Annotated in this window: 24 protein-coding genes and 1 tRNA gene; 11 read left to right on the forward strand and 14 right to left on the reverse strand. The window is 56.3% G+C overall.

Annotated elements, in window-relative coordinates:
• The first annotated feature begins 46 nt into the window (after positions 1-46).
• Positions 47-1,867 (forward strand): M3 family oligoendopeptidase, encoded by a 1,821-nt coding sequence (locus GOX66_RS18655; RefSeq protein WP_170764443.1) that lies wholly within the window; start codon positions 47-49, stop codon positions 1,865-1,867.
• Between the two features lie 9 nt (positions 1,868-1,876).
• Here the strand turns inward: GOX66_RS18655 and GOX66_RS18660 are convergent, their stop codons facing one another.
• The 5 genes from GOX66_RS18660 to GOX66_RS18680 form a co-directional block, all read right to left on the reverse strand.
• Complete coding sequence (locus GOX66_RS18660) at positions 1,877-2,764, reverse strand: DMT family transporter (protein ID WP_170764445.1); 888 nt, start codon at positions 2,762-2,764, stop codon at positions 1,877-1,879.
• Between the two features lie 13 nt (positions 2,765-2,777).
• A complete protein-coding gene (locus GOX66_RS18665; RefSeq protein ID WP_170764447.1) occupies positions 2,778-3,047 on the reverse strand; it encodes a DksA/TraR family C4-type zinc finger protein in 270 nt (89 codons plus the stop codon).
• Positions 3,048-3,105: 58 nt separating this feature from the next.
• The gene (locus tag GOX66_RS18670; protein WP_170764449.1) at positions 3,106-4,080 is read right to left on the reverse strand and encodes a Gfo/Idh/MocA family protein; all 975 of its coding nucleotides are present in this window, start codon (positions 4,078-4,080) and stop codon (positions 3,106-3,108) included.
• A 351-nt stretch (positions 4,081-4,431) separates the two neighbouring features.
• Positions 4,432-5,328, reverse strand: coding sequence for an RNA polymerase sigma factor RpoH (gene rpoH, locus GOX66_RS18675; RefSeq protein WP_170764451.1), 897 nt, complete (start codon positions 5,326-5,328; stop codon positions 4,432-4,434).
• Between the two features lie 146 nt (positions 5,329-5,474).
• Positions 5,475-6,509: an RluA family pseudouridine synthase gene (locus tag GOX66_RS18680; RefSeq protein ID WP_170764452.1), complete on the reverse strand. Its 1,035-nt coding sequence runs from the start codon at positions 6,507-6,509 to the stop codon at positions 5,475-5,477.
• Here GOX66_RS18680 and GOX66_RS18685 point away from each other — a divergent pair.
• Entirely contained in the window at positions 6,508-6,813 is a 306-nt protein-coding gene (locus tag GOX66_RS18685; protein ID WP_170764455.1) for a DUF6476 family protein, read from the forward strand. The genes GOX66_RS18680 and GOX66_RS18685 overlap by 2 nt on opposite strands.
• Positions 6,814-6,816: 3 nt before the next feature.
• Here the strand turns inward: GOX66_RS18685 and GOX66_RS18690 are convergent, their stop codons facing one another.
• The 6 genes from GOX66_RS18690 to GOX66_RS18715 all read right to left on the reverse strand — a co-directional run bounded on the left by GOX66_RS18690 (position 6,817) and on the right by GOX66_RS18715 (position 13,328).
• Positions 6,817-7,800, reverse strand: a complete 984-nt coding sequence (locus tag GOX66_RS18690) for a hypothetical protein (RefSeq protein WP_170764457.1) — start codon at positions 7,798-7,800, stop codon at positions 6,817-6,819.
• A 245-nt stretch (positions 7,801-8,045) separates the two neighbouring features.
• Complete coding sequence (locus GOX66_RS18695) at positions 8,046-9,044, reverse strand: glycosyltransferase family 2 protein (RefSeq protein ID WP_237212674.1); 999 nt, start codon at positions 9,042-9,044, stop codon at positions 8,046-8,048.
• A gap of 126 nt (positions 9,045-9,170) precedes the next feature.
• A complete protein-coding gene (locus GOX66_RS18700) occupies positions 9,171-11,168 on the reverse strand; it encodes a hypothetical protein (protein ID WP_170764459.1) in 1,998 nt (665 codons plus the stop codon).
• Positions 11,165-12,106: a hypothetical protein gene (locus GOX66_RS18705; RefSeq protein WP_170764461.1), complete on the reverse strand. Its 942-nt coding sequence runs from the start codon at positions 12,104-12,106 to the stop codon at positions 11,165-11,167. Before GOX66_RS18705 ends, GOX66_RS18700 begins: the two co-directional genes overlap by 4 nt.
• Before the next feature lie 5 nt (positions 12,107-12,111).
• Positions 12,112-13,095 (reverse strand): glycosyltransferase family 2 protein, encoded by a 984-nt coding sequence (locus tag GOX66_RS18710; protein WP_170764463.1) that lies wholly within the window; start codon positions 13,093-13,095, stop codon positions 12,112-12,114.
• A 146-nt stretch (positions 13,096-13,241) separates the two neighbouring features.
• Positions 13,242-13,328: transfer RNA gene (locus tag GOX66_RS18715), tRNA-Leu, on the reverse strand.
• 141 nt (positions 13,329-13,469) lie between these two features.
• Between GOX66_RS18715 and GOX66_RS18720 the strand changes: the two genes are divergently transcribed.
• Together GOX66_RS18720 and lipB are read left to right on the forward strand one after the other, a co-directional pair.
• Positions 13,470-14,129, forward strand: a complete 660-nt coding sequence (locus GOX66_RS18720) for a DsbA family oxidoreductase (protein WP_170764465.1) — start codon at positions 13,470-13,472, stop codon at positions 14,127-14,129.
• Between the two features lie 39 nt (positions 14,130-14,168).
• Complete coding sequence (gene lipB, locus GOX66_RS18725; RefSeq protein WP_170764466.1) at positions 14,169-14,825, forward strand: lipoyl(octanoyl) transferase LipB; 657 nt, start codon at positions 14,169-14,171, stop codon at positions 14,823-14,825.
• A gap of 299 nt (positions 14,826-15,124) precedes the next feature.
• On the opposite strand, the gene GOX66_RS18730 is transcribed toward lipB, so the two are convergent.
• Positions 15,125-16,069 (reverse strand): cation diffusion facilitator family transporter, encoded by a 945-nt coding sequence (locus tag GOX66_RS18730; RefSeq protein ID WP_170764468.1) that lies wholly within the window; start codon positions 16,067-16,069, stop codon positions 15,125-15,127.
• An 81-nt stretch (positions 16,070-16,150) separates the two neighbouring features.
• Here GOX66_RS18730 and GOX66_RS18735 point away from each other — a divergent pair, with 81 nt between their 5' ends.
• The gene (locus GOX66_RS18735; protein WP_170764471.1) at positions 16,151-16,576 is read left to right on the forward strand and encodes a MerR family transcriptional regulator; all 426 of its coding nucleotides are present in this window, start codon (positions 16,151-16,153) and stop codon (positions 16,574-16,576) included.
• On the opposite strand, the gene GOX66_RS18740 is transcribed toward GOX66_RS18735, so the two are convergent.
• On the reverse strand, positions 16,577-16,996 hold the full coding sequence (locus GOX66_RS18740; RefSeq protein ID WP_170764473.1) for an HIT family protein: 420 nt from the start codon (positions 16,994-16,996) through the stop codon (positions 16,577-16,579).
• A gap of 288 nt (positions 16,997-17,284) precedes the next feature.
• Here GOX66_RS18740 and ctaD point away from each other — a divergent pair, with 288 nt between their 5' ends.
• From ctaD to GOX66_RS18760, 4 genes are all read left to right on the forward strand, one after another.
• On the forward strand, positions 17,285-18,943 hold the full coding sequence (gene ctaD / locus GOX66_RS18745) for a cytochrome c oxidase subunit I (protein WP_170764475.1): 1,659 nt from the start codon (positions 17,285-17,287) through the stop codon (positions 18,941-18,943).
• A gap of 163 nt (positions 18,944-19,106) precedes the next feature.
• Entirely contained in the window at positions 19,107-20,135 is a 1,029-nt protein-coding gene (locus GOX66_RS18750) for a bestrophin family protein (protein WP_170764477.1), read from the forward strand.
• 105 nt (positions 20,136-20,240) lie between these two features.
• Positions 20,241-20,840 carry a 2-hydroxychromene-2-carboxylate isomerase gene (locus tag GOX66_RS18755; RefSeq protein ID WP_170764479.1) on the forward strand — a complete coding sequence of 200 codons (600 nt, stop codon included), beginning with the start codon at positions 20,241-20,243 and terminating at the stop codon, positions 20,838-20,840.
• Positions 20,841-20,884: 44 nt separating this feature from the next.
• The gene (locus GOX66_RS18760; protein WP_170764481.1) at positions 20,885-21,376 is read left to right on the forward strand and encodes a DUF2244 domain-containing protein; all 492 of its coding nucleotides are present in this window, start codon (positions 20,885-20,887) and stop codon (positions 21,374-21,376) included.
• A gap of 25 nt (positions 21,377-21,401) precedes the next feature.
• Here the strand turns inward: GOX66_RS18760 and GOX66_RS18765 are convergent, their stop codons facing one another.
• Positions 21,402-21,884, reverse strand: a complete 483-nt coding sequence (locus GOX66_RS18765; protein ID WP_170764483.1) for a GatB/YqeY domain-containing protein — start codon at positions 21,882-21,884, stop codon at positions 21,402-21,404.
• A 183-nt stretch (positions 21,885-22,067) separates the two neighbouring features.
• On the opposite strand from GOX66_RS18765, the gene carA reads away from it, so the two are divergent.
• Positions 22,068-23,234: a glutamine-hydrolyzing carbamoyl-phosphate synthase small subunit gene (carA, locus tag GOX66_RS18770; RefSeq protein ID WP_170764491.1), complete on the forward strand. Its 1,167-nt coding sequence runs from the start codon at positions 22,068-22,070 to the stop codon at positions 23,232-23,234.
• 84 nt (positions 23,235-23,318) lie between these two features.
• Positions 23,319-23,846 carry a cyclic di-GMP-binding domain-containing protein, MshE-related gene (locus GOX66_RS18775; RefSeq protein ID WP_170764493.1) on the forward strand — a complete coding sequence of 176 codons (528 nt, stop codon included), beginning with the start codon at positions 23,319-23,321 and terminating at the stop codon, positions 23,844-23,846.
• Positions 23,847-23,894 lie beyond the last annotated feature (48 nt).

Consider the following 23,894-nt stretch of genomic DNA (forward strand, 5'->3'; position numbering starts at 1 on the left):
GCCTGCGCGCCTAGATGTTTGCCAATGCAGATTTTCGAGGTGATCCATGCGCGACCTTCCCTTTCCCGTCCGTGACGCAAACGCTGTCGGAGGAACCGACAATCTTGGCAACTTGCCGGAATGGGATCTGAGCGATCTGTACAGTTCGGAAGACGCACCAGAGCTGGACCGCGATCTAAAGTGGCTGGAAGGCGAGTGCGCCTCATTCGCCGCCGATTACGAGGGCAAGCTGGCTGATCTGGACGCCGGGGGTCTGCTCACCTGCGTGCAGCGCAACGAAAAGATCAATACTGTCGCAGGCCGCGTCATGTCCTTTGCCGGTCTGCGCTATTACCAGCTGACCACCGATGCCGAACGCGCCAAGTTCCTGTCGGACATGCAGGAAAAGATCACGATCTTCACCACACCTCTGGTGTTCTTCACGCTCGAGATCAACCGGATCGACGACAACCTGCTGAAAGCGCATTTCGAGGCGAATTCTGATCTGGCCCGGTATGAGCCTGTCTTCCGCCGCATCCGTGCGATGAAGCCATACCAACTGTCCGATGAGCTTGAGAAGTTCCTGCACGACCTGGGCGTCGTCGGCGACGCGTGGGAGCGCCTGTTCGACGAAACTATCGCCGGGCTGACCTTTACCGTCGACGGTGAAGAATTGAACATAGAAGGCACTCTGAACCTGCTGACGGAACAGGACCGTGCCAAACGCGAGGCCGCTTCGCGCGAACTGGCGTCGGTATTTCAGGACAACATCAAAACCTTTGCTCGCGTGCACAACACACAGGCCAAGGAAAAGGAAATCGTCGACCGCTGGCGCAAGATGCCGACCGCGCAGACCGGCCGCCACCTGTCGAACGACGTGGAACCCGAGGTTGTTGAGGCACTGCGCGAAGCTGTTGTCGCCGCCTACCCCAAGCTCAGCCACCGCTATTACGAGCTAAAGCGCAAATGGCTGGGTCTGGACGTGATGCAGGTCTGGGACCGCAACGCACCTCTGCCAATGGAAGACAGCCGTATTGTCGGCTGGGAAGAGGCCGAGAATACAGTGATGGAGGCTTACAACGCCTTCGATCCGCGCATGGGTGAAATCGCGGCCCCATTCTTCTCAAAAGGCTGGATCGACGCGGCTGTGAAGCCCGGTAAGGCACCGGGTGCTTTCGCACACCCAACCGTAACCGAAGTGCACCCCTACGTGATGCTCAACTATCTGGGCAAACCACGCGACGTGATGACCCTTGCGCACGAGCTTGGCCACGGAGTGCATCAGGTTCTGGCGGCCGATCAGGGTGAAATGCTGTCTTCGACCCCGCTGACGCTGGCCGAAACCGCATCGGTGTTTGGCGAAATGCTGACCTTCCGCAAAATGCTGGATCAAGCCGAGACGCCCGAACAGCGAAAGGTGTTGCTGGCCGGTAAGGTCGAAGACATGATCAACACGGTGGTCCGCCAGATCGCTTTCTACGACTTTGAATGCAAACTTCACGACGCCCGTCGTGAAGGCGAGCTGACCCCGGACGACATCAACGCCCTGTGGATGAGCGTTCAGGCCGAAAGCCTTGGCCCGGCATTCGAATTCATGGAAGGGTATGAGACCTTCTGGGCCTATATCCCACACTTCGTCCACTCGCCATTCTACGTCTACGCCTATGCGTTCGGCGATGGTCTGGTAAACGCGCTTTACTCTGTCTACGAAGGCGGCTCGGACGGGTTCGAGGACAAGTATTTCGAGATGCTGCGCGCCGGAGGCTCGAAGCACCATAAGGAACTGCTGGCCCCCTTTGGGCTGGACGCGAGCGACCCAAAGTTCTGGGATAAAGGCCTGTCGATGATCTCAGGCTTTATCGACGAGTTGGAAGCGATGGAGGACTGACCCAGGCGGTCACTTCTGGCTTTTGGTCGTCAGGAACACGGCGACCACAATCAACAAAGCGCCAAGGGCCGCGACCGGAGTGATTGCGGCCCCCAAGAACAGCGCTGAATTGATGAACGTGAACACCACGGAGGCGGCGAACATCAACGTGGCTGTCAAAGTAGATACCCGCGCGGCGGCTTCATACCATAAATAATAGGCCAAGGCGGTCGGTAGCACCCCCAGCAAGATCAGGAACGCCACGTCGTTAATTGTTGGAATTTGCAGTGAAAACGCTGCCAAGGGCACCAACAGAACGCCCGAGCACAGGAAGATACCAAACAGGAAATTCAGCCGCTCCCCCGTCGTTTCCGAATTGCGCATCGCCCGGCTGCTGGAGATCAGAAACACCGCCCAGCTGAGACCGGCGCCGATCTCAAGCAGGTCCCCAAACAGGGGTTCCCCGCCCCCCTGAAAATCCCGGTAAACGGTCAGGAATACACCCAGAATCGCCAGCGCCGTCGCCAACACGTCGGTGCGGGTGACGGGTGTATCGGCAAAGAAATACAGGAACACCAAAACAAAGAACGGCGCAGTGTTCTCAAGCACCATCGCGTTGGCGGCGCCTGTATGTTCAAGCCCGATATGGAACAGAATATAATTGACCACAGTGGACAGAACGGCCAGCCGAAAGTTCCAGTCCCCCAGCCGGATTGAAACGGCAACCCGCATCACCTGCAGCATGCAATAGATTGCAATGGCCGCGATAAACAGCCGCGTCACCGCAATCTGCAACCCGCTCAGATCGCTTGTCAGATAGCGGACGATAACGCTATGTGTGCCCCACAGGAACGCAGCCAGAAACCCAAGAACCAGCCCGTTTTGCAAAAGCGGCTGTTTCGCCTGGGCCTCGGGCATCCTCCTGCCCCGCTTATTTCAGTTGGCTGTCTTTGGACCCGCGCCGATTTATTCCAGCACGGGCCTTGAAAGCGCTGTCACGTTCTTGTTGGCATTCAAAGCACAGCTTCACGCCGGGGATGGCAGCCCGTCTTTTTTCCGGGATCGGCTCTTCGCATTCCGCGCAATGGGTGAGGCTTTCACCCACGGGGCGCTTTTGCGCCTGCATCCGGGCAAGTTCATCCGAAATGGATGCTTCGATCTGTTCACTCACCGCGCCATCGCGCGCCCAGCCGCCTGCCATGGGACTCCTCCTGATCAGGTGCCCGCCAGATTAGACGAGCCGGGCGCGATGTGGCAAGTCAGAGCGGAACGGCCTTCTCAAAGACGCGGTCAATCATCTGTTGCGTACCGCGCGAGAACTCCAGCGGACAAGGATACTCCGCCCCTTCACGCACCGAACGACAGAAGGCTTCCACCTGAAGTTTGTAATGGTCATCGCCCGGGAAACGAGTGACCTGAACTTCGTGCTTGGGCCGATGCAGTTCTACCCGCGCTTCACCCATGACACGCGCGTTGAACGGCATGGTCAGTCGGATCACACCACCTTCACCATGAAACACCATTTCCTGATGCGGATGCATGCGGATCGAGACATAGGTGGAATAGGTGAAATCCGGGAACTGAGCGCGAATTTCGGTGAACGTGTCGATACCGTCCTCCCACCGGATAGCGGATTGCACCGAGACGGGCTCCTGCCCGGTCGCAAAACGCGCGCCGCCTATGACGTAAACGCCAATGTCCCGCAGCCCTCCACCGCCGGTTTCCGCGCGGTTGCGGATATTTGTCGTATCCGCGCGATTGTCAAAACTGAACGCACCAGTCACGTGCACCAGCCTGCCAATGGCACCATCCGCGATGAGTTTTCGCGCCAGTTGCCATTGAGGGTGATGAACGATCATATAAGCCTCTGCGGCCAGCAATCCGGTTTGATCCCGCTTTTCGATCAGCGCGTCGAATTCGGGCGCCTTCATGGTCATCGGCTTTTCACACAGAACATGCTTTCCCGCATCCAGCGCCTTATGGCTCCACTCGACATGCACATGGTTGGGCATAGGGATATAGACGGCTTCAATCTGAGGATCAGCCAGCAGCGCATCGTAGCTGTCATAAACGGTCAGGTCCGGACAGAAGGCCTGAAAAGGTTCGGCCTTGGCTGCGCTTGATGTGGCCAGCCCCGCCAGCCGCGCTCCGTTTGCTCCGTGAATCGCAGGTGCCATAAAGTGACGCGCGAATTTTGCGGCGCCCAATACACCCCATTGAACTGGTTTTTGCATTATCTCCTCCGAGATGCGTGAACGAGTGCCGATTTCGGTGGTTACCGCTAACGGCTCGGTGTCGCGACCTCTCTATCAAGCAGTCGGCGATAAGTCAGGCTTTTCTCCGCATTCCGCGGTCAAGACTTGCGAGGGCTCAGAAAACTGCAGGAGTTCATCAAGTGGTGGTTGGTCTTTGGTCACCGACGCTGGAAACGGGCGCCGTGACTTTCGGCATACTGCCGCCCTGTATCGCAATTGACGGCATTAAGTTGACTGGCGTGGTCGTTGATCGGAAAGCGATTTCTTATTCACCTGGTACGGAAAAAGCCCGCCAAGACCGGCGGGCTTTTGTCCTTTTGTCGAAAATGCTTACACGGTGCCCAGCATGCCCTTTTCACGCGCCAGTTCCCGCATTTTCTTTTGCAACTTCTCAAAGGCGCGCACTTCGATCTGACGAATACGTTCACGGCTGACATTGTACTGTGTGCTCAGTTCTTCCAATGTAACCGCCTGATCCATCAGGCGGCGTTGGGTAAGGATATCCTTTTCCCGGTCATTGAGCACATCCAGAGCAGCCGCCAACAACTCGCGCCGTGCATCCAGTTCGTCGCGCGCTTCATAGTCGCCGGCCTGATCGGCATCTTCATCCTCAAGCCAATCCTGCCACTGCATGGTGCCTTCGCCTTCGGACCCGACAGTCGCGTTCAGCGAGGCATCCCCACCGGACATACGGCGGTTCATGCTGATGACTTCATCCTCGGTCACGCCAAGATCATTCGCAATCTGCTTGACGTTCTCTGGGCGCAGGTCGCCCTCTTCCAGCGCTCCGATCCGTGCTTTGGCCTTGCGCAGGTTGAAAAACAGCTTTTTCTGGGCCGAGGTGGTGCCCAGTTTCACCAGCGACCACGACCGCAGAATGTATTCCTGGATCGAAGCGCGGATCCACCACATCGCATAGGTCGCCAGACGGAATCCCTTTTCAGGGTCAAACCGTTTGACCGCCTGCATCAGGCCTACATTGGCCTCGGAAATCACTTCGGCCTGCGGCAGGCCATAGCCGCGATAGCCCATGGCGATCTTGGCCGCCAATCGCAGGTGCGAAGTGACCATTTTATGTGCGGCTTCAGTGTCTTGCTCTTCCACCCAGCGCTTGGCGAGCATGTATTCTTCTTCCGGCTCAAGCAGGGGAAATTTGCGAATTTCCTGCATATAGCGGTTCAGTCCGCCTTCCGGCGTCGGCGCGGGGAGATTTGCGTAATTTGCCATGTTTCATGTCCCTCCGACAAATGTTTAAGTCGTTAACATAGGATATGGGAGTCCATCCCAATTCGTTCAAGAGGCACCGTTAACAGTTTGGAATTAACGTTAGATAAAGGAAACCTAAGAAAGCGTTATTCACGTAACTTTGCGTATTATGTCAGTGGCGTGCGAAGCTGTTCAACAAGATTTTCCATGTCTCCCGGCAAATCTGCCTCAAACCGCAAGTTTTCGCCCGTCACCGGATGCTCGAAACCTAATACTGCGGCGTGAAGCGCCTGCCGAGGGAACGCGCGCACGGCCTCGGAAGTTGTGGCGCTAAACGCCTTTGCAGCTAGCTTCCGCTTACCGCCATAGACCGGGTCGCCAATTAGGCCGTGGCCCGCATGGGCCATGTGAACGCGAATCTGATGCGTGCGACCGGTTTCCAGCCAACACTCGATCAGAGCCAAACCGGCCGGAGAGCCAAATGTCTCAACCACCCGGGCGCGAGTGACCGCGTGGCGACCTCCGTGAAACAGGACCGCCTGTTTTTGCCGGTCCGTCTTGTGCCGGGCCAATTGCGTCGTTAGCCGCATGATGTTGCCGGGCTCAAAGCTCACGCCTTTGATCCCGCGCAGGCGCGGATCGTTCGCGTCCGGCACCCCGTAGCAAACCGCGCGATAATAACGCTCGACACTGTGCGCCTCGAACTGAGCGGCCAACCCGTGATGCGCCGCATCAGATTTAGCAACGACCAGCAAGCCGCTGGTTTCCTTGTCGATTCGGTGCACGATCCCGGGGCGTTTCACTCCGCCCACACCAGACAGATCATCACCACAGTGATGCAGCAGCGCGTTTACCAGCGTACCGCTGGGCGACCCCGGCGCAGGATGCACAACCATGCCCGCCGGTTTGTTGATGACGATCAGGTCGGCGTCTTCGTAAACGACCTCCAAAGGGATATCTTCCGGGCCGATATGGCTGTCTTCCGCTTCGGCAACCGTAATCGCCACGAATGCCCCTTCGGCCACCTTAGCTTTGGGGTCGCGGGCCTTGGCGCCATCGATCAAGACAGCCCCTGCTTCGATTAATCGGGCCAGCCGTGTCCGTGACAGGTTTTCCTCGGCTGGCACATCGCGTGAAAGCGCCTTATCAAGGCGTGGCGGCGGATCGGCCGCGATCTGAAATTCAATCTGGCGGGTGCCCATGACTGTCCCTTCCGAACCCCAAGAACCGCGGGAAACGCCACAGCTTCGCCTGCTGCGCCGGATGGTCATGCTGCTGACCGCGGTGATGATTGGCGGGGTTCTAGTGACATTCGCGTTGATTGTCATCCGGCTATCGGACAGAACCCCTACCCTGCCCGATCAGGTCGAGTTGCCAGACGGTGCAAAAGCCCAGGCCGTTACGATTGGCAATAACTGGTATGCGGTAGTGACGAATGACAATCGCATCCTGATCTTCGACAAGACGACCGGCCGTCAGCGTCAGGAAATCGCTATCGAGCCGTGACACTCAGCCGTTCAGCGCCATGCGAAATACAATCTCAGACGCTTTTTGCAGCGCCTCGTATTCTTCAGCCGTATCTCTACGAAACTTCTGATCCTCGGGGCTCAACTCAACCGGGCTGAATAGCTGAGGACGGTCGGGAAAGAACTCCTGCTGAAAGGCGATATCTTCATTGGCAAGGTATTCATCCAACCAAGCCCGTTCGTCAGGTTCCAGAACATCGTTGCGGCGAACCATCACCGGATCATCACTCACACGCCGACGCAGACGTCGGCTTTCCTTGCGCCCAATCGCACGGGTCACGATGCCAAAGGCTTCGCTTGCCGCGCGTGACTGAGATGGATTCGAAGGCCGATCGACTGAAACACCGCCTGGCAAAGGGACCTCGATGCGTGACATGAAATCTTCAACAACATGACCACGCACCATTTCCGACCGTTCGTACAACATCGGCACGACGGTTACGCCGGGAAAGGCCTGCCTGATCTGCGCCACTTTTGATGAGAAACTAAGCCCCTCGGGTTGGGCTTTGATACTGGCCAGCCGATTCCGAATAAAATCCGATGCCCCGCCACTCAAACGGCCATTCTTGGCGCGTTGTTTGTAGTCGGCCTCGAAGAAGTCCGAATACCGCCGACAATAGAAAGTGATCCGCAACTCGCGGGAGGGGACTTCGGCAAAAACCTGTGCCAGCCTGGGCAAATCACAGGAATAAAACATCTCCGATGACACCAGGCAGTTCTGATCCCGGTGCTTATCGTATTCGACAGCCATCAATTCGCGAAACGGGTCCACCGGCTGGTTGGTCTGATTGATGTGAAAAGCGATGATGTTGTGACTGATCGCAAGACGACCGCTGCCTTCCAGCCTGCGCCGTCCAGATTCCAAATAACGCAGCCCGACATCCGCCAGTTGAGCCGTATTTTTTCGAACATATCCCTGAAGCGCGGTCGTGCCGGTTTTAGGCATTCCCAAATGCAGCCAAAGCATCAAATGCCTCCATATTGTGAACCCAAAGTCCAAACTCTGGGATTTTGCTTAGCCTCATCCTTAAGATAGACAACAAAAATCGCACCACCAAAGATCGCGCAGAAAACCAACAAGTTCACAGTCAGAGCCTTGGCTACATCACGGCGATAATTCCGCCCCTTCCACGTGCCCTTGAACTCAACCGGCTTACGGGCTCTTGGGTTGGTATGCTCGGAATGCCTAACCAAGGCTGCTCCTTTTAGGATTCATACCTCGTTCCTGGCAGCGAAACCCGCTGTCATCTGCTGCATAAGCTCCTGCATTTCGGGCAGCTCGCGCAATTGGGAAATCTGTTGCCTGTGCAAATCACAGGACATGTGGTGCAGCCGTGCTATTTCGGGGTCTGCCAGCATGTCGTAAAAATGGTCGCGCTTACGGTCCAAAATAACGTCGATGGACCCATCCTCTTCGGCGTTCTGGTTCATCATGTTCCAGTAGTCCATACCAAGGCTTTCACCCAGGTGATGAGCCCGCCCCCGCATTTTCTTGACCAAATAACTTTCGCAGGATTTCAGCGCGTAGTGGTTGACCTGCACCAGATCATAGCCGACGGAATCCCGCGCAGAACGCCAACTACTTGTATAATACCGGTCCGGCATCAACCTGCCCGAACCATTGTACCAGTGGCATTCTTCCATGGTTTCGACCGTCGGGCGTTTGGGCCTGTGAACGCCCAGTGCGTCCCAGAGCCCGCGTTGGAACATCGTTTTGAACCCCCATGCCTGCGGCGGGCGAAACATTCGTTCAGGTGCGGCACGTCGAAACTGATCCGACAGAAAGCGATCTTCATAGCGGATAATGCCAGCATTTCCAAACAACCGCCACGTCATCGAGATCGTTTTTGCGTCGGGTATCGCCTTGGTCAAGGCACGCAGTGTGTGGTCCCCGGTTTTAACGTTAATATGTTCGTCAGCGTCGATCACGACAACCCAATCCTGAGGCCGCGCAATTTCCATCTTGAGAAACTTTTTGTAAGCACGCTTTTGCGGGCTGGTCTGACGACGCGAGTTGTTGTCGACATGCGTCAGGACACCCATGTCATCCAACCGCTGCAGCAACGCATCCGTACCGTCCGAACAATCATTGGTCATCACGACAATCCGGTCGACACCAATCGCGAGGTTGTGCGCAACCCATTCCAGAACAAAGGGGCCTTCGTTCTTCATCGGGGTGACACTAATGTATCGAAGGTCCCTATCGGCCATGTCTCTCTGCCTCGTGTTTTGCTGCATTTCTTTCTATCGAATGAGTTCTGCAGCTTTTGCCCGGAAAACAGCCTAGGCCAACCTGCATCCAAGAACAATCCAGCAACGTGTAACGCGTATATGCCATTATGCTTGTGTACGGGCCAATTGGTTTGCAAAACGCTTGAATGGTGGAAATAGGTCATGCGCCTTTTGGAGATAGGGTCGTGCCTTAGCCTTGTTTCCTCGCCGAAGATGGATATGTCCGGCCATCCCCTGAATAGCGGCGGTGGTGTCATCCAGATCGGCTGAGTTCAGAATCTGGGTTTCGCCCTGCTCGACGGCATCAGTTCGCTGCAGAAAACGTCCCATCGCAAAAATCAAAAACGGATTGTCCGGATCGCAGGCAAGCGCCTCGGCCATTGCCAGCCGTGCTTGCGAAAGGTCGCCTTCAGCCTCGTATAGCTCAGCTAAACGCTTGTGATACAGTGGATTATCCGGCCTCTCGGAAACTACTTTCCGAGATATGCCAATGGCTTCAGATCTCGACAAGCCCCCCAAATGCGTTTGCAACACAGCTGCAAGGCTCTTTCTTCGAGGGTCTTCGATCGAAATTTCGGCAGCTCTTTCGAGTCCTCCCGCAAGCATCTCGAGTCTGGAAGAACTGCCGAATAATCGTTTTGCTTTCTGGTCAAGCGCAAGGTCCGACCAATCCAAAAGAACCATATCAAAATTACAGGGCAACCGAATAAGTGCTTTTCGTTGCGCAACGTGCGAATTGAAATTGAACCATGGTCGCCTGAGACTTTTTTGCAGAGACCAGTCCGTCGGCGGAAGCAATCGCAACGCAAGTTGATCTCTGTAAAAAGCACGTGAACCGAGCACTACGACATCTGGTCTCAGTGGTTTTGCCCAAAACGCCTGATTAAAGGACTTAGCCGCCCGCCATCTCTTCTTTAATCTCCCTAAGACCGCGCATCGCAATGCGCACAAAACCGCATAATCCTCCGGCCAAAGGTTGTCGTTCTTCAAAGCATCTTCGGTCAAAGCCAAAGAGTCATGCCATCTGCCGAGGTAAAACAGGTTAAGCGCTTGCAACAATGGAAGAAAAGCGTTGTCAGACCCCGCCTTCAACAACGGATCAGCCAGGTCCAGCGCTTCTTGCGAACGATCTTCTGATCCAAATTGAAACATGTGAAACAAGGCTTTGGCGTATATATGTGAGGCCTCGGAAATATTCAGGAAACAGGCTGGTCCACCTTTCAGCCTTTGGATTACATGTTCGTTGGCCCTCTGGATATCGTACTCGCTCAGGACATCCCGGAACACCTTGCGTTGCTGACCCGAAATTCGCGCCGCCGCCATCGAAAACGCGGATATAACCGGTGCAATCACCTGGTCCGCGCGCGACATCGTGTAGAGTTCCAGAAAGTCGCGCTGCGCACGGGTCATGCCTGATACATCCGCGATGTCCGACATCTGCAGCAATTGGGGGAACCGTTTCTGAAACCGGGTGATCAGTTCGGGCTGGTCCGAGAACATAATGGCGGTGTGCCCGGCATTCTTTTCAAGATGAGCCTCATACAACTCTTCGGGTTCGATTTTGGCAGGCCAGGTCGTGTGCTTCCACGGCAATCCATTGAGGATATCGCCCCGCCTGATGTGATAGGCCGACACGCCCTGCCCTGACAGTCTGGCATCTGCGCGGTCCATGATCGCACGTATTTCCTGCGTGAACCCGATCCGATGGATGAAGTCGCGGTACGTGGGTCGGATGGACTCGATATCCTCCCACGGAAAGGCAAGCACTTCGAAGCCTTCTTCGACCAGAACCGATCGGCCGGAGTTGAGATGCGCGATCAAACGGTCAGGGGTCTTGTCGCTCTGAAACGTCCATATTGGCAGGGCCTTCTGACTAAGCGCTTCGAAACCTTCGGCGCTGAGAAACTGCGCGTCCATCCAATCCGGTGCGAACAGTTCCTGCGGGTGATCCAGTTCCGGTGCGTCATTCCCTTTTGGAAACCAATTGACCCTGTATGTCGTGTCAAAATCCTCGGCCAGGCGAATGCAAGTCAGCATCATCAACAGACGCGCACCCAGGCGGTCTCTGCGCTGGCCGATGAACACACCCTTTTCAGGCGTCATGAGGACCTCTCAGCCTCCTCCAACGCAGCGCGTCTTAGTACCCGGAACCTTTGGCGGGCTTGCCGCACCAGTTTGGGGTGGCGCTCGCCCGCGAACCCTTCGATTCCGCGCATGACCATGGGCAAGTTACGTCGGGCCCGCATCATCCGATAGTATTCGGCAGGTTCAAGCGAGCCGTTCATCGCTTTCAGCATGACCGGTTTGAGGATATCGAGCTTGCGCAACAACGGCGCTGCAAAGTGATTTGAAAACCACGTCTTTAACAATACCACGTTTTCCCCCTGCAACCGCGTGACCTGACGTCTGTCGAGGTCGAAAAAGGGATCATAAAAAACATAGGCTTTGCCTGCGCGCCCTACTGTTTGCGCGGCATCCCCCATAGGTAAGTCCCAGTCCTGCACCCTGCCAAAGCGATAACGGGTTTCCCAGGGCACCAATCGTTCGTCCAGCGTAGTCTGCGGATTGAACGCGATCACAAATGCGCCGGGTACTAGTTGGGAAAACGTCAGCGCTCCGAACCCGCCCATGGACGCACCCGCAAAAACAACCTGATCATATTTGTCGAAAAAGCCTTCGGCCGCGCGGTCCTGGAAATACGAAATGATTTCAGGGTCACGATACCAGGCTTTGGTGCGCGCAAAGACACCCATATGGGACCAACCTTCGTCCCGGAAGAACTTCCATCCCCAGGGTTCGCGCGCAAAGGACAGGTCATTCGCATTTGCAATATTGTCGAAACTGACGATCAGTTGCGAAGCAGAACGCTGGTGAAACAACACCGAATGGCGCTCGAGCTTTTGCAGAAAACCAGCGCCGTCACCGCCGGGGTAGAGTTCAACAAACCACGGCGGCGCGGGATCGGTCAGAATACGCTCATACCCCGTCTTGCGGTCGGGGTGTTCCGGTTTCAGCTGATCTTTCGAAAGGTCTTCTGCCATTGTCCTCAAACGAGATTGTCCGCCAACCACACACGAAAGTCTACCCAGTCCGGGCGCATTTTGATTTCGGCGATTTTATCCCGGTGCCAGTCGCAGGCCCGGGCATGAAGTGCCCCCAAGTCCTCATCCGCTTTCAATTCTGCCAAAAGCGGCGCTGCGCGCCGGGCGGCAGGCAGAATGGACTGGTCGTTTTCTTTGTTTGCATTCATGTCCTGCCAGTAGGATTGCCCCTGATCTACCTTGATGTGGTTGGTCCGGCCCCGGTCGCGCTTGATCAGAAAGCCGTCCAGCGACCGGACCGAGTAATGGTGCAGACGACCAAGCGAGTGATCGAACCCCTGCCAGGCCCGCCATCCTACCTTTTCAGACGGAAACAACTTGCCCCCGGCATCGGACCAGGCAATGACTCCTTCTTTTCCTTCTTCAACGCCTTTTGGGCGGTGAGGGCCGAACCGGGTGAACTTGCCGTTATTGCGAAAAAGCGTTTTCAGGCCATAAGCGCGGCCCGAATGATAGGGATACTCCTGATCACCCATCGAGAAGGCTTCGGTTACGGGTTTGTCTTCGAAACTAATATTCCCCGAACTTCCAAACAGTTTCCATGCAAATGAGATGGCGTCCACCTCACGGCACGCGCGATGTTCAACCTCATCGATCAAGGCTGAAAAACTGTTATCGCCGCACCGGATATTCCAGAATTCATCCACGTCCAGGCACAACAGCCAGTCCGCTTCCTTGACTTTCGGCTGACGCCGTGCGCGACGCAGCATCTGGTGTTGCGGATTTCCACCCTCCTTCACCTCGTTCGGGACATGCGTGGCGACCCCCAACTCCTGCAGCCTATGGGCGATGTCATCAGTGCCGTCTTCACAGTCGTTGGTAAAGATCACAAAGTGATCGACACCCAGCGTCTTATGAAACGCGACCCATTCCAGCATATATGGGCCTTCGTTTTTCATCGTTGTGAATACGGTAATGGCCTGAGACATTAACACCTTCCCGACTTGCATTGACCTTTGTCATACACAACCCCGCAAGCCCGGGCGAGACAGGAAATCGAAGTATCGGCAATCCAAGGAAAACTGGTGCAACTCTACACGCGACCCAATGCCCCATTTCGGTATTTTGATGAAAATGGTGCGGTCGAGAAGACTCGAACTTCCACGGGTGTTACCCCACAGCGACCTCAACGCTGCGCGTCTACCAATTCCGCCACGACCGCACTGCCTGTGACTTGGTAGGGGGCGTATAGACGGTGAAGATCAAGATGTGAAGAGGCAAAAAACGTGCTGGTTTGAATTCCTGCCCAACCTCCATATCTTTATCAGAACAGTATTCCCAAATCCTCGTCAGGAGCCTGAACATGACCTCGGCCGATCCCCGACCAATTGTCCAGATTGACATCGTGTCAGATGTGGTTTGTCCGTGGTGTATCGTCGGCTTTCGGCAGCTCGATCAGGCGTTGCAGCGGCTCAACGTGCTGGCGCGCCTCAGGTGGCACCCGTTCGAGCTGAACCCAACTATGCCGCCTGAAGGTCAGAACCTGCGCGAGCATATCATGGAAAAGTACGGCTCAACATCCGATCAGAGCCAGCAGGCGCGGGATCGCCTGACGCAGATTGGCGCCGAATTGGGCTTTGTGTTCAATTTCGACGACGACAGCAGAATGGTGAATACTTTCAGGGCACACCAGCTTCTGGATTGGGCTGAGACGCAAGGCCGTCAGCATCCGCTGAAACTTGCGCTGTTTCGGGCCTACTTCACCGACCAGCGAGATGTGTCCGATGTCGATGTTCTGCTCGACGCCGTCCACGCCGCGGGGCTGGACCGTGATGACGCCAGTGCGGCACTAAGCTCTGGCGCGCATGGAGCGCCCGTTCGTGAGAAACAGAATTTCTGGACCAGTCGCGGAGTTTCGGGCGTCCCGTCCATGGTGTTTGGCGGCAAGTACCTTTTGACCGGGGCGCAGGGCGCCGACAATTACGCGCATGTTCTGCAGCGCTGTCTGGCCGAGGCCGCGTGACCCCTTCCCCTTGCCGTGCCTGAAGGATATGGACCCATCATGGAATGGAAGATCACCGACGGGTTAACCGACTATACCGACGCCGTCGCCTTCATGGAGGCGCGAGTAGCTGCCATTTCGGCAGGCGAAGCGGACGAATGCGTTTGGTTGCTGGAACATCCCCCGCTTTATACCGCAGGTACGTCTGCCCGGATCGAAGATCTGACCGACCCGGACCGATTTCCTGTGTACGAGGCGAAGCGCGGTGGAGAGTACACCTATCACGGCCCCGGTCAGCGCGTCGCCTATGTCATGCTCGATCTGAACAAACGCGGCAAAGACGTGCGGCGCTTTGTGAAACAGTTGGAAGAATGGGTGATCGCCGCACTGGCCGAATTCAACGTGCATGGAGAAATCCGCGATGGCCGCGTAGGTGTCTGGGTGCGCCGGGATGACAAACCCCTGACGGTGACTGGCAAGCCGGCCGAAGACAAAATTGCCGCCATCGGATTGCGCCTTCGCAAATGGGTCAGCTTTCACGGCATCTCGGTCAATGTGGAACCTGACCTGGAACACTTTTCGGGCATTGTGCCCTGTGGCATCACAGAACACGGGGTAACATCTTTGGTCGATTTGGGGCTGCCGGTGACTTTGGCTGATGTGGACACTGCTTTGCAAAAGACGTTTTCGGAAATCTTTGAACCGATCGACGCCTGAAAGGGCGTGAAGCGGCGGCTCCGAATCGCCAATTCGCTCAATCAGCATTAACAATCCAAACCCAGATTGCCCTTTGTTTCCCGACAAACCGCAATTATTCATCTGGCGCACATCTTTTGGGTCAGATTTACGGAAATTCGCGGCATTTGAATACAAAACGCTCGATTCGGAGTAATGTACTCTTACCGTTCTAGAGTGAGTGGTGTGTTAAACCGGGATCCGGGAATAATCGGAAATTCGGAAAAGTGTTTGGTTACGAGTCTGCCGTTCCGACCCCAAATCGGAACGGCAATTCTTATTCAGGCCTCCTGAATACTGTCATGGCCAAATCGCGGCGACGACCTGAGCGGCTGGTCAGCCCGCTCCAGCTCCAGTGTGACATGCCCGATCCCAAACCTTGACTTCAGGGTTTCTTTCACTCCAAGCCGTATCGGTTCGGCATCTGCCCAAGCCAAAGGGCCGATCTCCAGATGGGCCGTCAGAGCGGGTTCGCGCTCCTGCATGCTCCAGAGATGGATGTGATGGACCCCGGCTACACCGTCTGTTTCTTCAATCGCATTCGCTACGTCTTCGGGATTCAGGTTCGGGGGCGCGCCCAGCATCAGGATGCGGATCGTTTCACCGATCTCGGATTTCACATGCCACAGGATGTAGACCGAAATCAGGATCGTGACGGCTGGGTCCACCCAGGCCCAGCCGAACATAATAACCGACGCCCCTGCGACTATGACCGCGACCGAACCCAGCGCGTCAGCCACGTTGTGGATGAAGGCCGCGCGTATGTTCATACTGCTCTTTGACATCGTATAGGTCAGCGCTGCAGTTACGAGGTCGACGATCAAAGCAAGCGCGGCAATCCAGACGACCATCCAGCCGTTTACGGGTTCCGGTTCGAAAAACCGCATAACGCCTTCGTACAGCAGGTAGGCAGACAACACGATCAGCGTCGTATAGTTGACCAGCGCCGCAACCACTTCGGCTCGGCCGTAGCCGAAACTCATGCGCGGGTCGGCGGGGCGTCGGGCGATCTTGCGCGCGAAAAAGGCGATAATCAGAGCAATGGCGTCTGAGAAGTTGTGCAATGCGTCCGCGATCAGCGCGAGAGATCCTGAAAGAATGCCGCCGATGACCTGCGCAAGGGTCAGCAACATGTTCACCCCGATCGCCCCCGCGACGCGCATGTCGCCTGCATCCGGGTCGATATGATGGTGATGATGCCCTTCTTGCCCGCGTTGATGTCCCATGGTGCCTTTATTCCTTGTTTTGGCTGCACACCCCATGTAATTCCTCTAGTCACTAGAGGTTCAAGAGGCCTTAGCCAAAAAATGTACTCAATCGGAGAGTTATCACGCAGAACCGGCGTCAAGGTCCCAACGATCCGCTTCTACGAGGACAAGGGCCTGCTGCCGAAACCCGAGCGCACAGCGGGAAATCAACGCAGGTATGACGAGACCGCCCTGAAACGGCTGCAATTCATACGCCATGGCCGGGATCTGGGGCTACCGCTGGCCGACGTCGAAGCCTTGTTGTCTTTGGAGGGTGCGCGGGGCCCCGACCTGGACCGGGCGCATGAAATTGCCGAGCGGCAACTGATCGACCTCCGGAAGCGTATCGACCAGTTGCGAAGGCTTGAGGCCGAATTGTCCCGTATCTCTGCAGCTTGTGACGGAAAGCACGGCCATGTCTGCGCCGTGCTCCATGCATTTGGCGACCACAGCGCATGTCAGGGGCCGCATAACAGCAAAGAATGATCAGCCCAGTGCGCCTTTGATCTTTTCGGCATGCTCGGCGATCAGGTCAAAGTCTCCCATGTTGCCAGGTGGGCGCACAGAGACACCTTCATAACGCGGGAGGATATGAAAATGCAGATGAAACACTTCCTGCCCACCAGCGGCTTCGTTGAATTGCTGAACCGTGACGCCGTCAGCGTCAAACGCTTTGACCACAGCTCTTGCCAATTTCTGCACCGTAGTCATCACAGATGCCAATTGCTCGGGCGACGCATCCAGCAGGTTTCGGCAAGGTGTCTTTGGGATCACCAACAGGTGCCCGTCTGAACGAGGCATGATGTCCATGAAGGCCAGCGTCTCGTCATCCTCATACACACGGGTTGAAGGGATTTCCCCCCGCAGGATTTTGGCAAAGATGTTGTCGGGATCATAAGCAGTCATGTCAGCTCTCCGGTTTCGGTGTTGCACTTAGTTCTGGGGCGCGACCCGGTGAGGGTCAAGCCGGGAAAGCCCCTTGCACCCTGCCTCTTGAAATCCAACCGCGAATGCCCAGATCACGGGTGTTCTGGACCGATAAATCGCGGGTTTCCCTCCTGCCCGCGACAAATAATCTTGATCCAGATCAAACTCGGGCATTGAAGGTGCCCTCTGTGCATTCTAAAACCAGCAGGAATCCCGCGCGCTGGAGAGGTCCGGCTGCGCGGTGCACTTGCAACAGGAGGCACCTAAATGGCAGACGCAGCCATTCATGGTCACGAGCATGAAGACAATCGCGGATTCTTTACCCGCTGGTTCATGTCGACCAACCACAAGGACATCGGGATTCTCTACCTGGTCTTTTCGGCGATTGCCGGTCTGATCTCGGTTCTGATGACCGTTTACATGCGGCTCGAGCTGATGCACCCCGGTGTTCAGTACATGTGCCTCGAAGGCTTCATGGCCGACCCATGTACCCCGAACGGACACCTGTGGAACGTGATGATCACCTACCATGGTGTTCTGATGATGTTCTTCGTGGTCATCCCGGCGCTGTTCGGCGGATTTGGTAACTATTTCATGCCGTTGCAGATCGGTGCGCCGGATATGGCGTTCCCGCGGATGAACAACCTGTCCTTCTGGCTGTACGTCGCCGGTACTTCGCTGGGCGTGGCCTCGCTGCTGAGCCCTGGCGGTAACGACCAGCTCGGTTCCGGCGTGGGCTGGGTTCTGTACCCGCCGTTGTCGACGACCGAAGGCGGCATGTCCATGGACCTGGCGATCTTTGCCGTACACGTATCGGGCGCCTCCTCGATCCTCGGCGCGATCAACATGATCACCACCTTCCTGAACATGCGTGCCCCCGGCATGACCCTGTTCAAGGTGCCGCTGTTCAGCTGGTCGATCTTCGTCACCTCGTGGCTGATTCTGCTGTCGCTGCCGGTTTTGGCGGGCGCAATCACCATGTTGCTGATGGACCGCAACTTTGGCTTTACCTTCTTTGACCCGGCCGGTGGCGGTGACCCGATCCTGTATCAGCACATCCTGTGGTTCTTCGGCCACCCGGAAGTGTACATCGTGATCCTGCCCGGATTCGGCATCATCAGCCACGTGATCGCCACCTTCTCGCGCAAGCCGATCTTCGGTTACCTGCCGATGGTCTGGGCGATCATCGCGATTGGTGTTCTGGGCTTCGTCGTGTGGGCGCACCACATGTACACTGTTGGCATGTCGCTGCGCCAGCAGGCCTACTTCATGCTGGCCACGATGGTCATCGCGGTGCCGACGGGCGTTAAGGTCTTCTCGTGGATCGCGACGATGTGGGGCGGTTCCATCGAGTTCAAGACACCGATGCTGTTCGCCTTCGGCTTCTTGTTCCTGTTCACCGTAGGCGGTGTGACCGGCGTTGTGCTGTCGCAGGCCGGTATCGACCGCGCCTACCACGACACCTACTACGTGGTTGCGCACTTCCACTATGTGATGTCGCTGGGTGCCGTGTTTGCGATCTTTGCCGGTGTGTACTTCTACTTCGGCAAGATGACAGGCCGTCAGTATTCGGAGTTCTGGGGCAAGGTACACTTCTGGCTGTTCTTCATCGGCGCCAACCTGACCTTCTTCCCGCAGCACTTCCTGGGTCGACAGGGCATGCCGCGCCGCTACATCGACTATCCTGAGGCCTTCGCCCAGTGGAACTATGTTTCCTCGATCGGCGCGTTCATCTCGTTTGCCTCGTTCCTGCTGTTCTTCGGCATCGTGTTTTATGCCTTGTTCCGTGGAGCGAAAGTAACCGAGAACAACTACTGGAACGAATACGCGGACACGCTGGAATGGACCCTGCCCTCGCCGCCGCCCGAGCACACGTTCGAGCAGCTGCCGAAGCAGGAAGACTGGGACAAGGGCCACGCGCACTGATCCCGCTACCAGAGAAATCCTGTCAAAGCCCCGCCTCGTGCGGGGCTTTGCATTTGCGGCAAGGTCGCTGCCCATTCCGACCCGCGCGTAGACACATCCCAGAACAAATGAATAATATTCAAAATCAGGAATTATCGACGCCAAGGTAAAAGACCCGCACACCATGATACTTCACGACGGCATTTCGGTTCGCAAACTGATCAAAGGATCAGCTGGGTTCATCTGTATTGCGCTGGCGTGGATTTTTCTGGTTCAGGTGGTGGACGAGCTTACCCCGATAGACCCGATTTCGAATCCAAGCCCCCCGGTGGCGATGCTGGGTTTGGCGGTGGCGTTCTTTCTGGGTTTCAAGAACACCTCGACTTATGCGCGCTGGAACGAAGCACGCAGGGCCTGGGGCGATATTGCCAATGCCAGCCGCGATTGGGGTAATACAATCGGTACGCTGATCCAGACGAACGGATCTCCGATTGATCCTGCTGTGCGAAGCGAGTTGATCGAACGTCATATTGCCTGGCTCAACATGCTGGCCTATCAGTTGCGCCAACCGTCATCCTTCGGACGTACGCGCAGGCCGTGGATGTTCGGGCATAAACCCGTATCGGTCAAAGACGAGCTGCACAAAAAACCCGAATCCTGGGAAACCAGCCAACTTGAAACAGATTTGCCGCGACTGGAGGGAAAAGCCAACCGCGCGGCCTGCCTTCTCAGCTTCCAGGCCCAGCAACTGTCGGACATGGCGCAAAGGGGCGAAATCACTCCGTATTGGCACGTGGCTCTGATGGACCGACTGGCCCGGTTTACGACGGCTCAAGGCCAGTGTGAACGCATAAAGAACACCCCCTTTCCACGTCAGGTCGCCGAAGTCGGCCGCATGTTCAGCTGGATTTTCATATTTCTGCTTCCGCTGGCTTTTAACGACGAACGCTCAGTCGTTGCGGGCACCGATACGTCGTTGATCCGAACAATCGTGATCGACTGGCTGACCTTTGCCCCCGTCGGCGCACTGGTCTGCTGGATCTTCTTCGTGACTGAGCGCGTCAGTGCCTCGATGGAAGACCCGTTCGACGGGGACGTCACCGATGTTCCCATCTCGGCGCTGTGCCGAACAATCGAGATTGACCTGCGACAGATCACAGGCTGCGGGGTCGCTCCTGAGCCCGCCAAACCCATCGAAAACGCCCTGTATTAGGACGCACCCTGACGGCCGAAGCGATCCCTTTTTTCAAGCGAAGATCGAAAATCTTGTCGTTTTAGGGTATTATGGGTTCTGCAACTCTGGGATCGGAGTGATCAGATGCCCGAAATTGATTTTTGGTATTCAATAGGTAGCACCTACAGTTACCTGACAGTAATGCGCCTGGACGATTGGTGTAATGAGCATGACACCTCTGTAAATTGGCGACCGTTCAACGTGCGCAGTGTGATGTCAGAACAGAAAAATATTCCTTTCGCGGGCAAACCTGTGAAATCCGCATACATGTGGCGGGATATCGAGCGTCGTGCAGCAAAGTACCATCTTCATGCCCAGTTGCCGGCTCCTTATCCGATTTCTGATCTGCCGTTGGCCAATCAGGTCGCCCTACTGGGAATGGGCGATGGTTGGGGTAAAAACTTCACGACGACGCTGTACCGCATCTGGTTTGAGGAAAGCGTGGAAGCCGGCAGCGAAACCGCCATTTCCGAAGCGCTGCACAGATGCCAACAGGATCCGCGCCTGATCCTGGCCCGCGCCCGCAGCCCGGACACGGTCGCGGCGTTAGAGGCCGAAACCGAACAGGCCACCAAAATTGGGGTATTTGGAGCCCCCAGCCTGGTTGTTCGTGGCGAGGTTTTCTGGGGTGACGACCGGTTGGACGACGCCCTGTCATGGGCGCGTGTAGGGCACGTTATCTGACCATTCCCCTTCGACATGTGGCGTCAAAGAGCTACGTTCTGGTTATGCCCTACAGATGGAATCATACATCGGATTCGGAACAGGAACTGCGTCTGTGGCCGCATAATTCCTTGCCTCCTCGCTGGGCAATGTGGGTCATATTTTCAGTCTTTTTGTTTGGTCTGATCCCGTTGCTGGCAGTACTCGGATCGGCGCTGTTGTGGGGGTTGCTGCCGTTTTTGCTGATTACAGTTCTGGGGTTATGGCTGGCTATTCAGGCCAACTACCGTTCACGCAGTGTTTTTGAGGTTCTGACCCTCACCGGAACACAGGCCCGGCTGGTCCATCATCACCCGCGCAAGGGGCGCCAGGAATGGTCGTGCAACCGCTATTGGGCGCGACCCGAGATACATGAACACGGCGGGCCAGTCCCGAATTACGTCACATTGACCGGTGACGGCCGCGAAGTAGAAATCGGGGCGTTTCTGTCCGAAAGCGAGCGCATCGCCCTTTTTGACGACCTAACAAAAAAACTGCGCGAACCCGTCGCGCAGTAAATCGATCCTACCGGATATACAGCCCTCAGCAGCCGTTTGTGCCCGAGCACAGATGATCTTTGACCATTGGACCGACCTTTCCGAAATCCATTTGGCCGGTGTAGCGGGTTTTGAGCTCGCCCATCACCTTGCCCATATCACGGATTGAGCCGGCACCAGTCGCGGTGATCGCGGTTTGAATGGCCTGAGCCACCTCATCCTCGTCAAGTTGCTTGGGCAGGAATTCCTCGATGACCGCGACTTCACGCAGTTCCCGCTCGGCCAAATCCAGCCTCCCGCCTTCTTCATAGGCACGAGCGCTTTCTTTGCGTTGCTTGGTCATTTTTCCAAGTATTTCAAGCACTTCAGCATCGCCGCAGCCCTTGGCTTCCTCGTTGCCCGACGCGCGTGTGGCAATATCGCGATCTTTGATCGCGGCGTTTATCAACCGCAGCGTCGACAGACGTTCGGCATCCTTGTCTTTCATTGCTTGCTTAAGGGCAGAGTTCACCCTTGATCGCATATCCATATGATCTGTCCATCCCCATGGAAAAGGAACCCCGACCATATCGAAACAAAAAGCACGACACAACCGGGTGCGATTATAGCTAACTTGTTGATTTTTAACAATAGCCCAAAAATTGAATGGACTTGACCCAGCGCTACAACCCCCTTAGGTATGCGCCGATTTACCCAGCAGGAGAGTCGCGCCATGGCCCAGAACGCCCCGTCCAAGCCCACCGCATGTCTGGCATTGGCCGACGGAACATTGTTCTACGGGGTGGGTTTCGGCGCCACCGGCCTGACTGTGGCCGAACTGTGTTTCAACACCGCGATGACCGGATATCAGGAGATCATGACCGATCCTTCTTATGCCGGTCAGATCGTAACCTTCACCTTCCCTCATATCGGCAATGTCGGTGTGAACCCCGAAGACGATGAAACCGGTGATCCGGTTGCTGCCGGGATGGTGGTCAAATGGGACCCGACCGAGCCATCGAACTGGCGTTCGGCCGAAGAATTGAAGACCTGGCTCGACCGCCGCGGTCGGATTGCAATCGGCGGCGTTGATACGCGCCGCTTGACCCGCGCAATTCGCCAGCAAGGTGCACCCCATGTTGCACTGGCACACGACCCTGACGGCAATTTCGACGTTGAAGCGCTGGTCGCCGCTGCGCGCGGGTTTGCGGGCCTGGAAGGCATGGACCTGGCCAAAGAGGTCACTTGCGCTCAGAGCTATCGCTGGGATGAAATGCGGTGGGCGTGGCCGGATGGGTACAAGCGTCAGGAAGCTCCGGTTCACAAGGTTGTCGCCGTAGATTTCGGCGCCAAGCGTAACATTCTGCGTTGCCTGGCCTCCGCAGGTTGTGATGTCACCGTGTTGCCTGCAACAGCCACAGCAGCCGAAGTGCTGGCCCATGATCCCGACGGCGTATTTCTCTCGAACGGCCCCGGCGACCCAGCCGCCACTGGCGAGTACGCGGTTCCGATGATCAAAGAGGTTCTGGACACCACCAACCTGCCCGTCTTTGGCATCTGCCTTGGGCACCAGATGCTCGCACTGGCGTTGGGCGGCCAGACCGTCAAGATGAACCACGGTCACCATGGCGCCAACCATCCGGTCAAGGATATGGACACTGGCAAGGTTGAAATCACCTCGATGAACCACGGTTTTGCCGTGGACACGCAGTCTCTGCCTGAGGGCGTGGTTGAAACTCACCGCTCTCTGTTTGACGGCTCGAACTGCGGTATCCGCATGACGGACCGCCCGGTCTATTCGGTACAGCACCACCCCGAAGCGTCACCCGGTCCGCAGGACAGCTATTATTTGTTCGAACGCTTTGCTGAGGCAATGGCTCACCAAAAAGCGCGAGCATAAACCTCGGTCCGATCAGAATTAACCTGCTGTTAACCTTAATTGAGCAACCCTGACGCTTGGTAGTCGCGTCAGGGTTGTTTCTTTATGGTCGAATTGAACCTGCAGCAGTTCGCGCGCGTTGCGCCAATACCAGCGCAGGGGCGCAAGCCGTTGGGGGCTTGTCTGATCGATCGCGGTCTGATCACCAAGGCGCAGTTGGATGAAGCACTGTTTCTGCAATCCTGGCAAAAAGCGCCGCTGGGTGAAATTCTGGTCGCCGAGGGCTGGGTCGAGCGGTTGGATGTGCTCAACGCACTTTCCGAGCAAACTGGCCTGCAAATTGCTGATCTGGACAACAATCCCCCCTCATCCAGGCTTTGTCAGATCAAACCCGTCGAATTCTGGCTGACGCATAACGTCATACCTTGGATGCGCATGGGACCGCTCTTGCTGGTGGCCACGGCACGACCTGACCTTTTCCCAACGGTTCGCACCGGTATGGAGGACACAGGGCACACAATCGTCCCTGTGCTCGCTGCGGCAGGTCAGATCGACAACACGATCGCCCGTATATTCTCGGGACCACTGGCAGAAGCCGCAGAAACTCGCGTGGACGTGAGCCAAAGCGGATGAGGTGGGTGGCTCCTGCTCCACCGGCATCGAATGTGCCAAAGTGCAGTT

Source organism: Ruegeria lacuscaerulensis (assembly GCF_013031245.1).
Taxonomy (GTDB): domain Bacteria; phylum Pseudomonadota; class Alphaproteobacteria; order Rhodobacterales; family Rhodobacteraceae; genus Ruegeria; species Ruegeria lacuscaerulensis_C.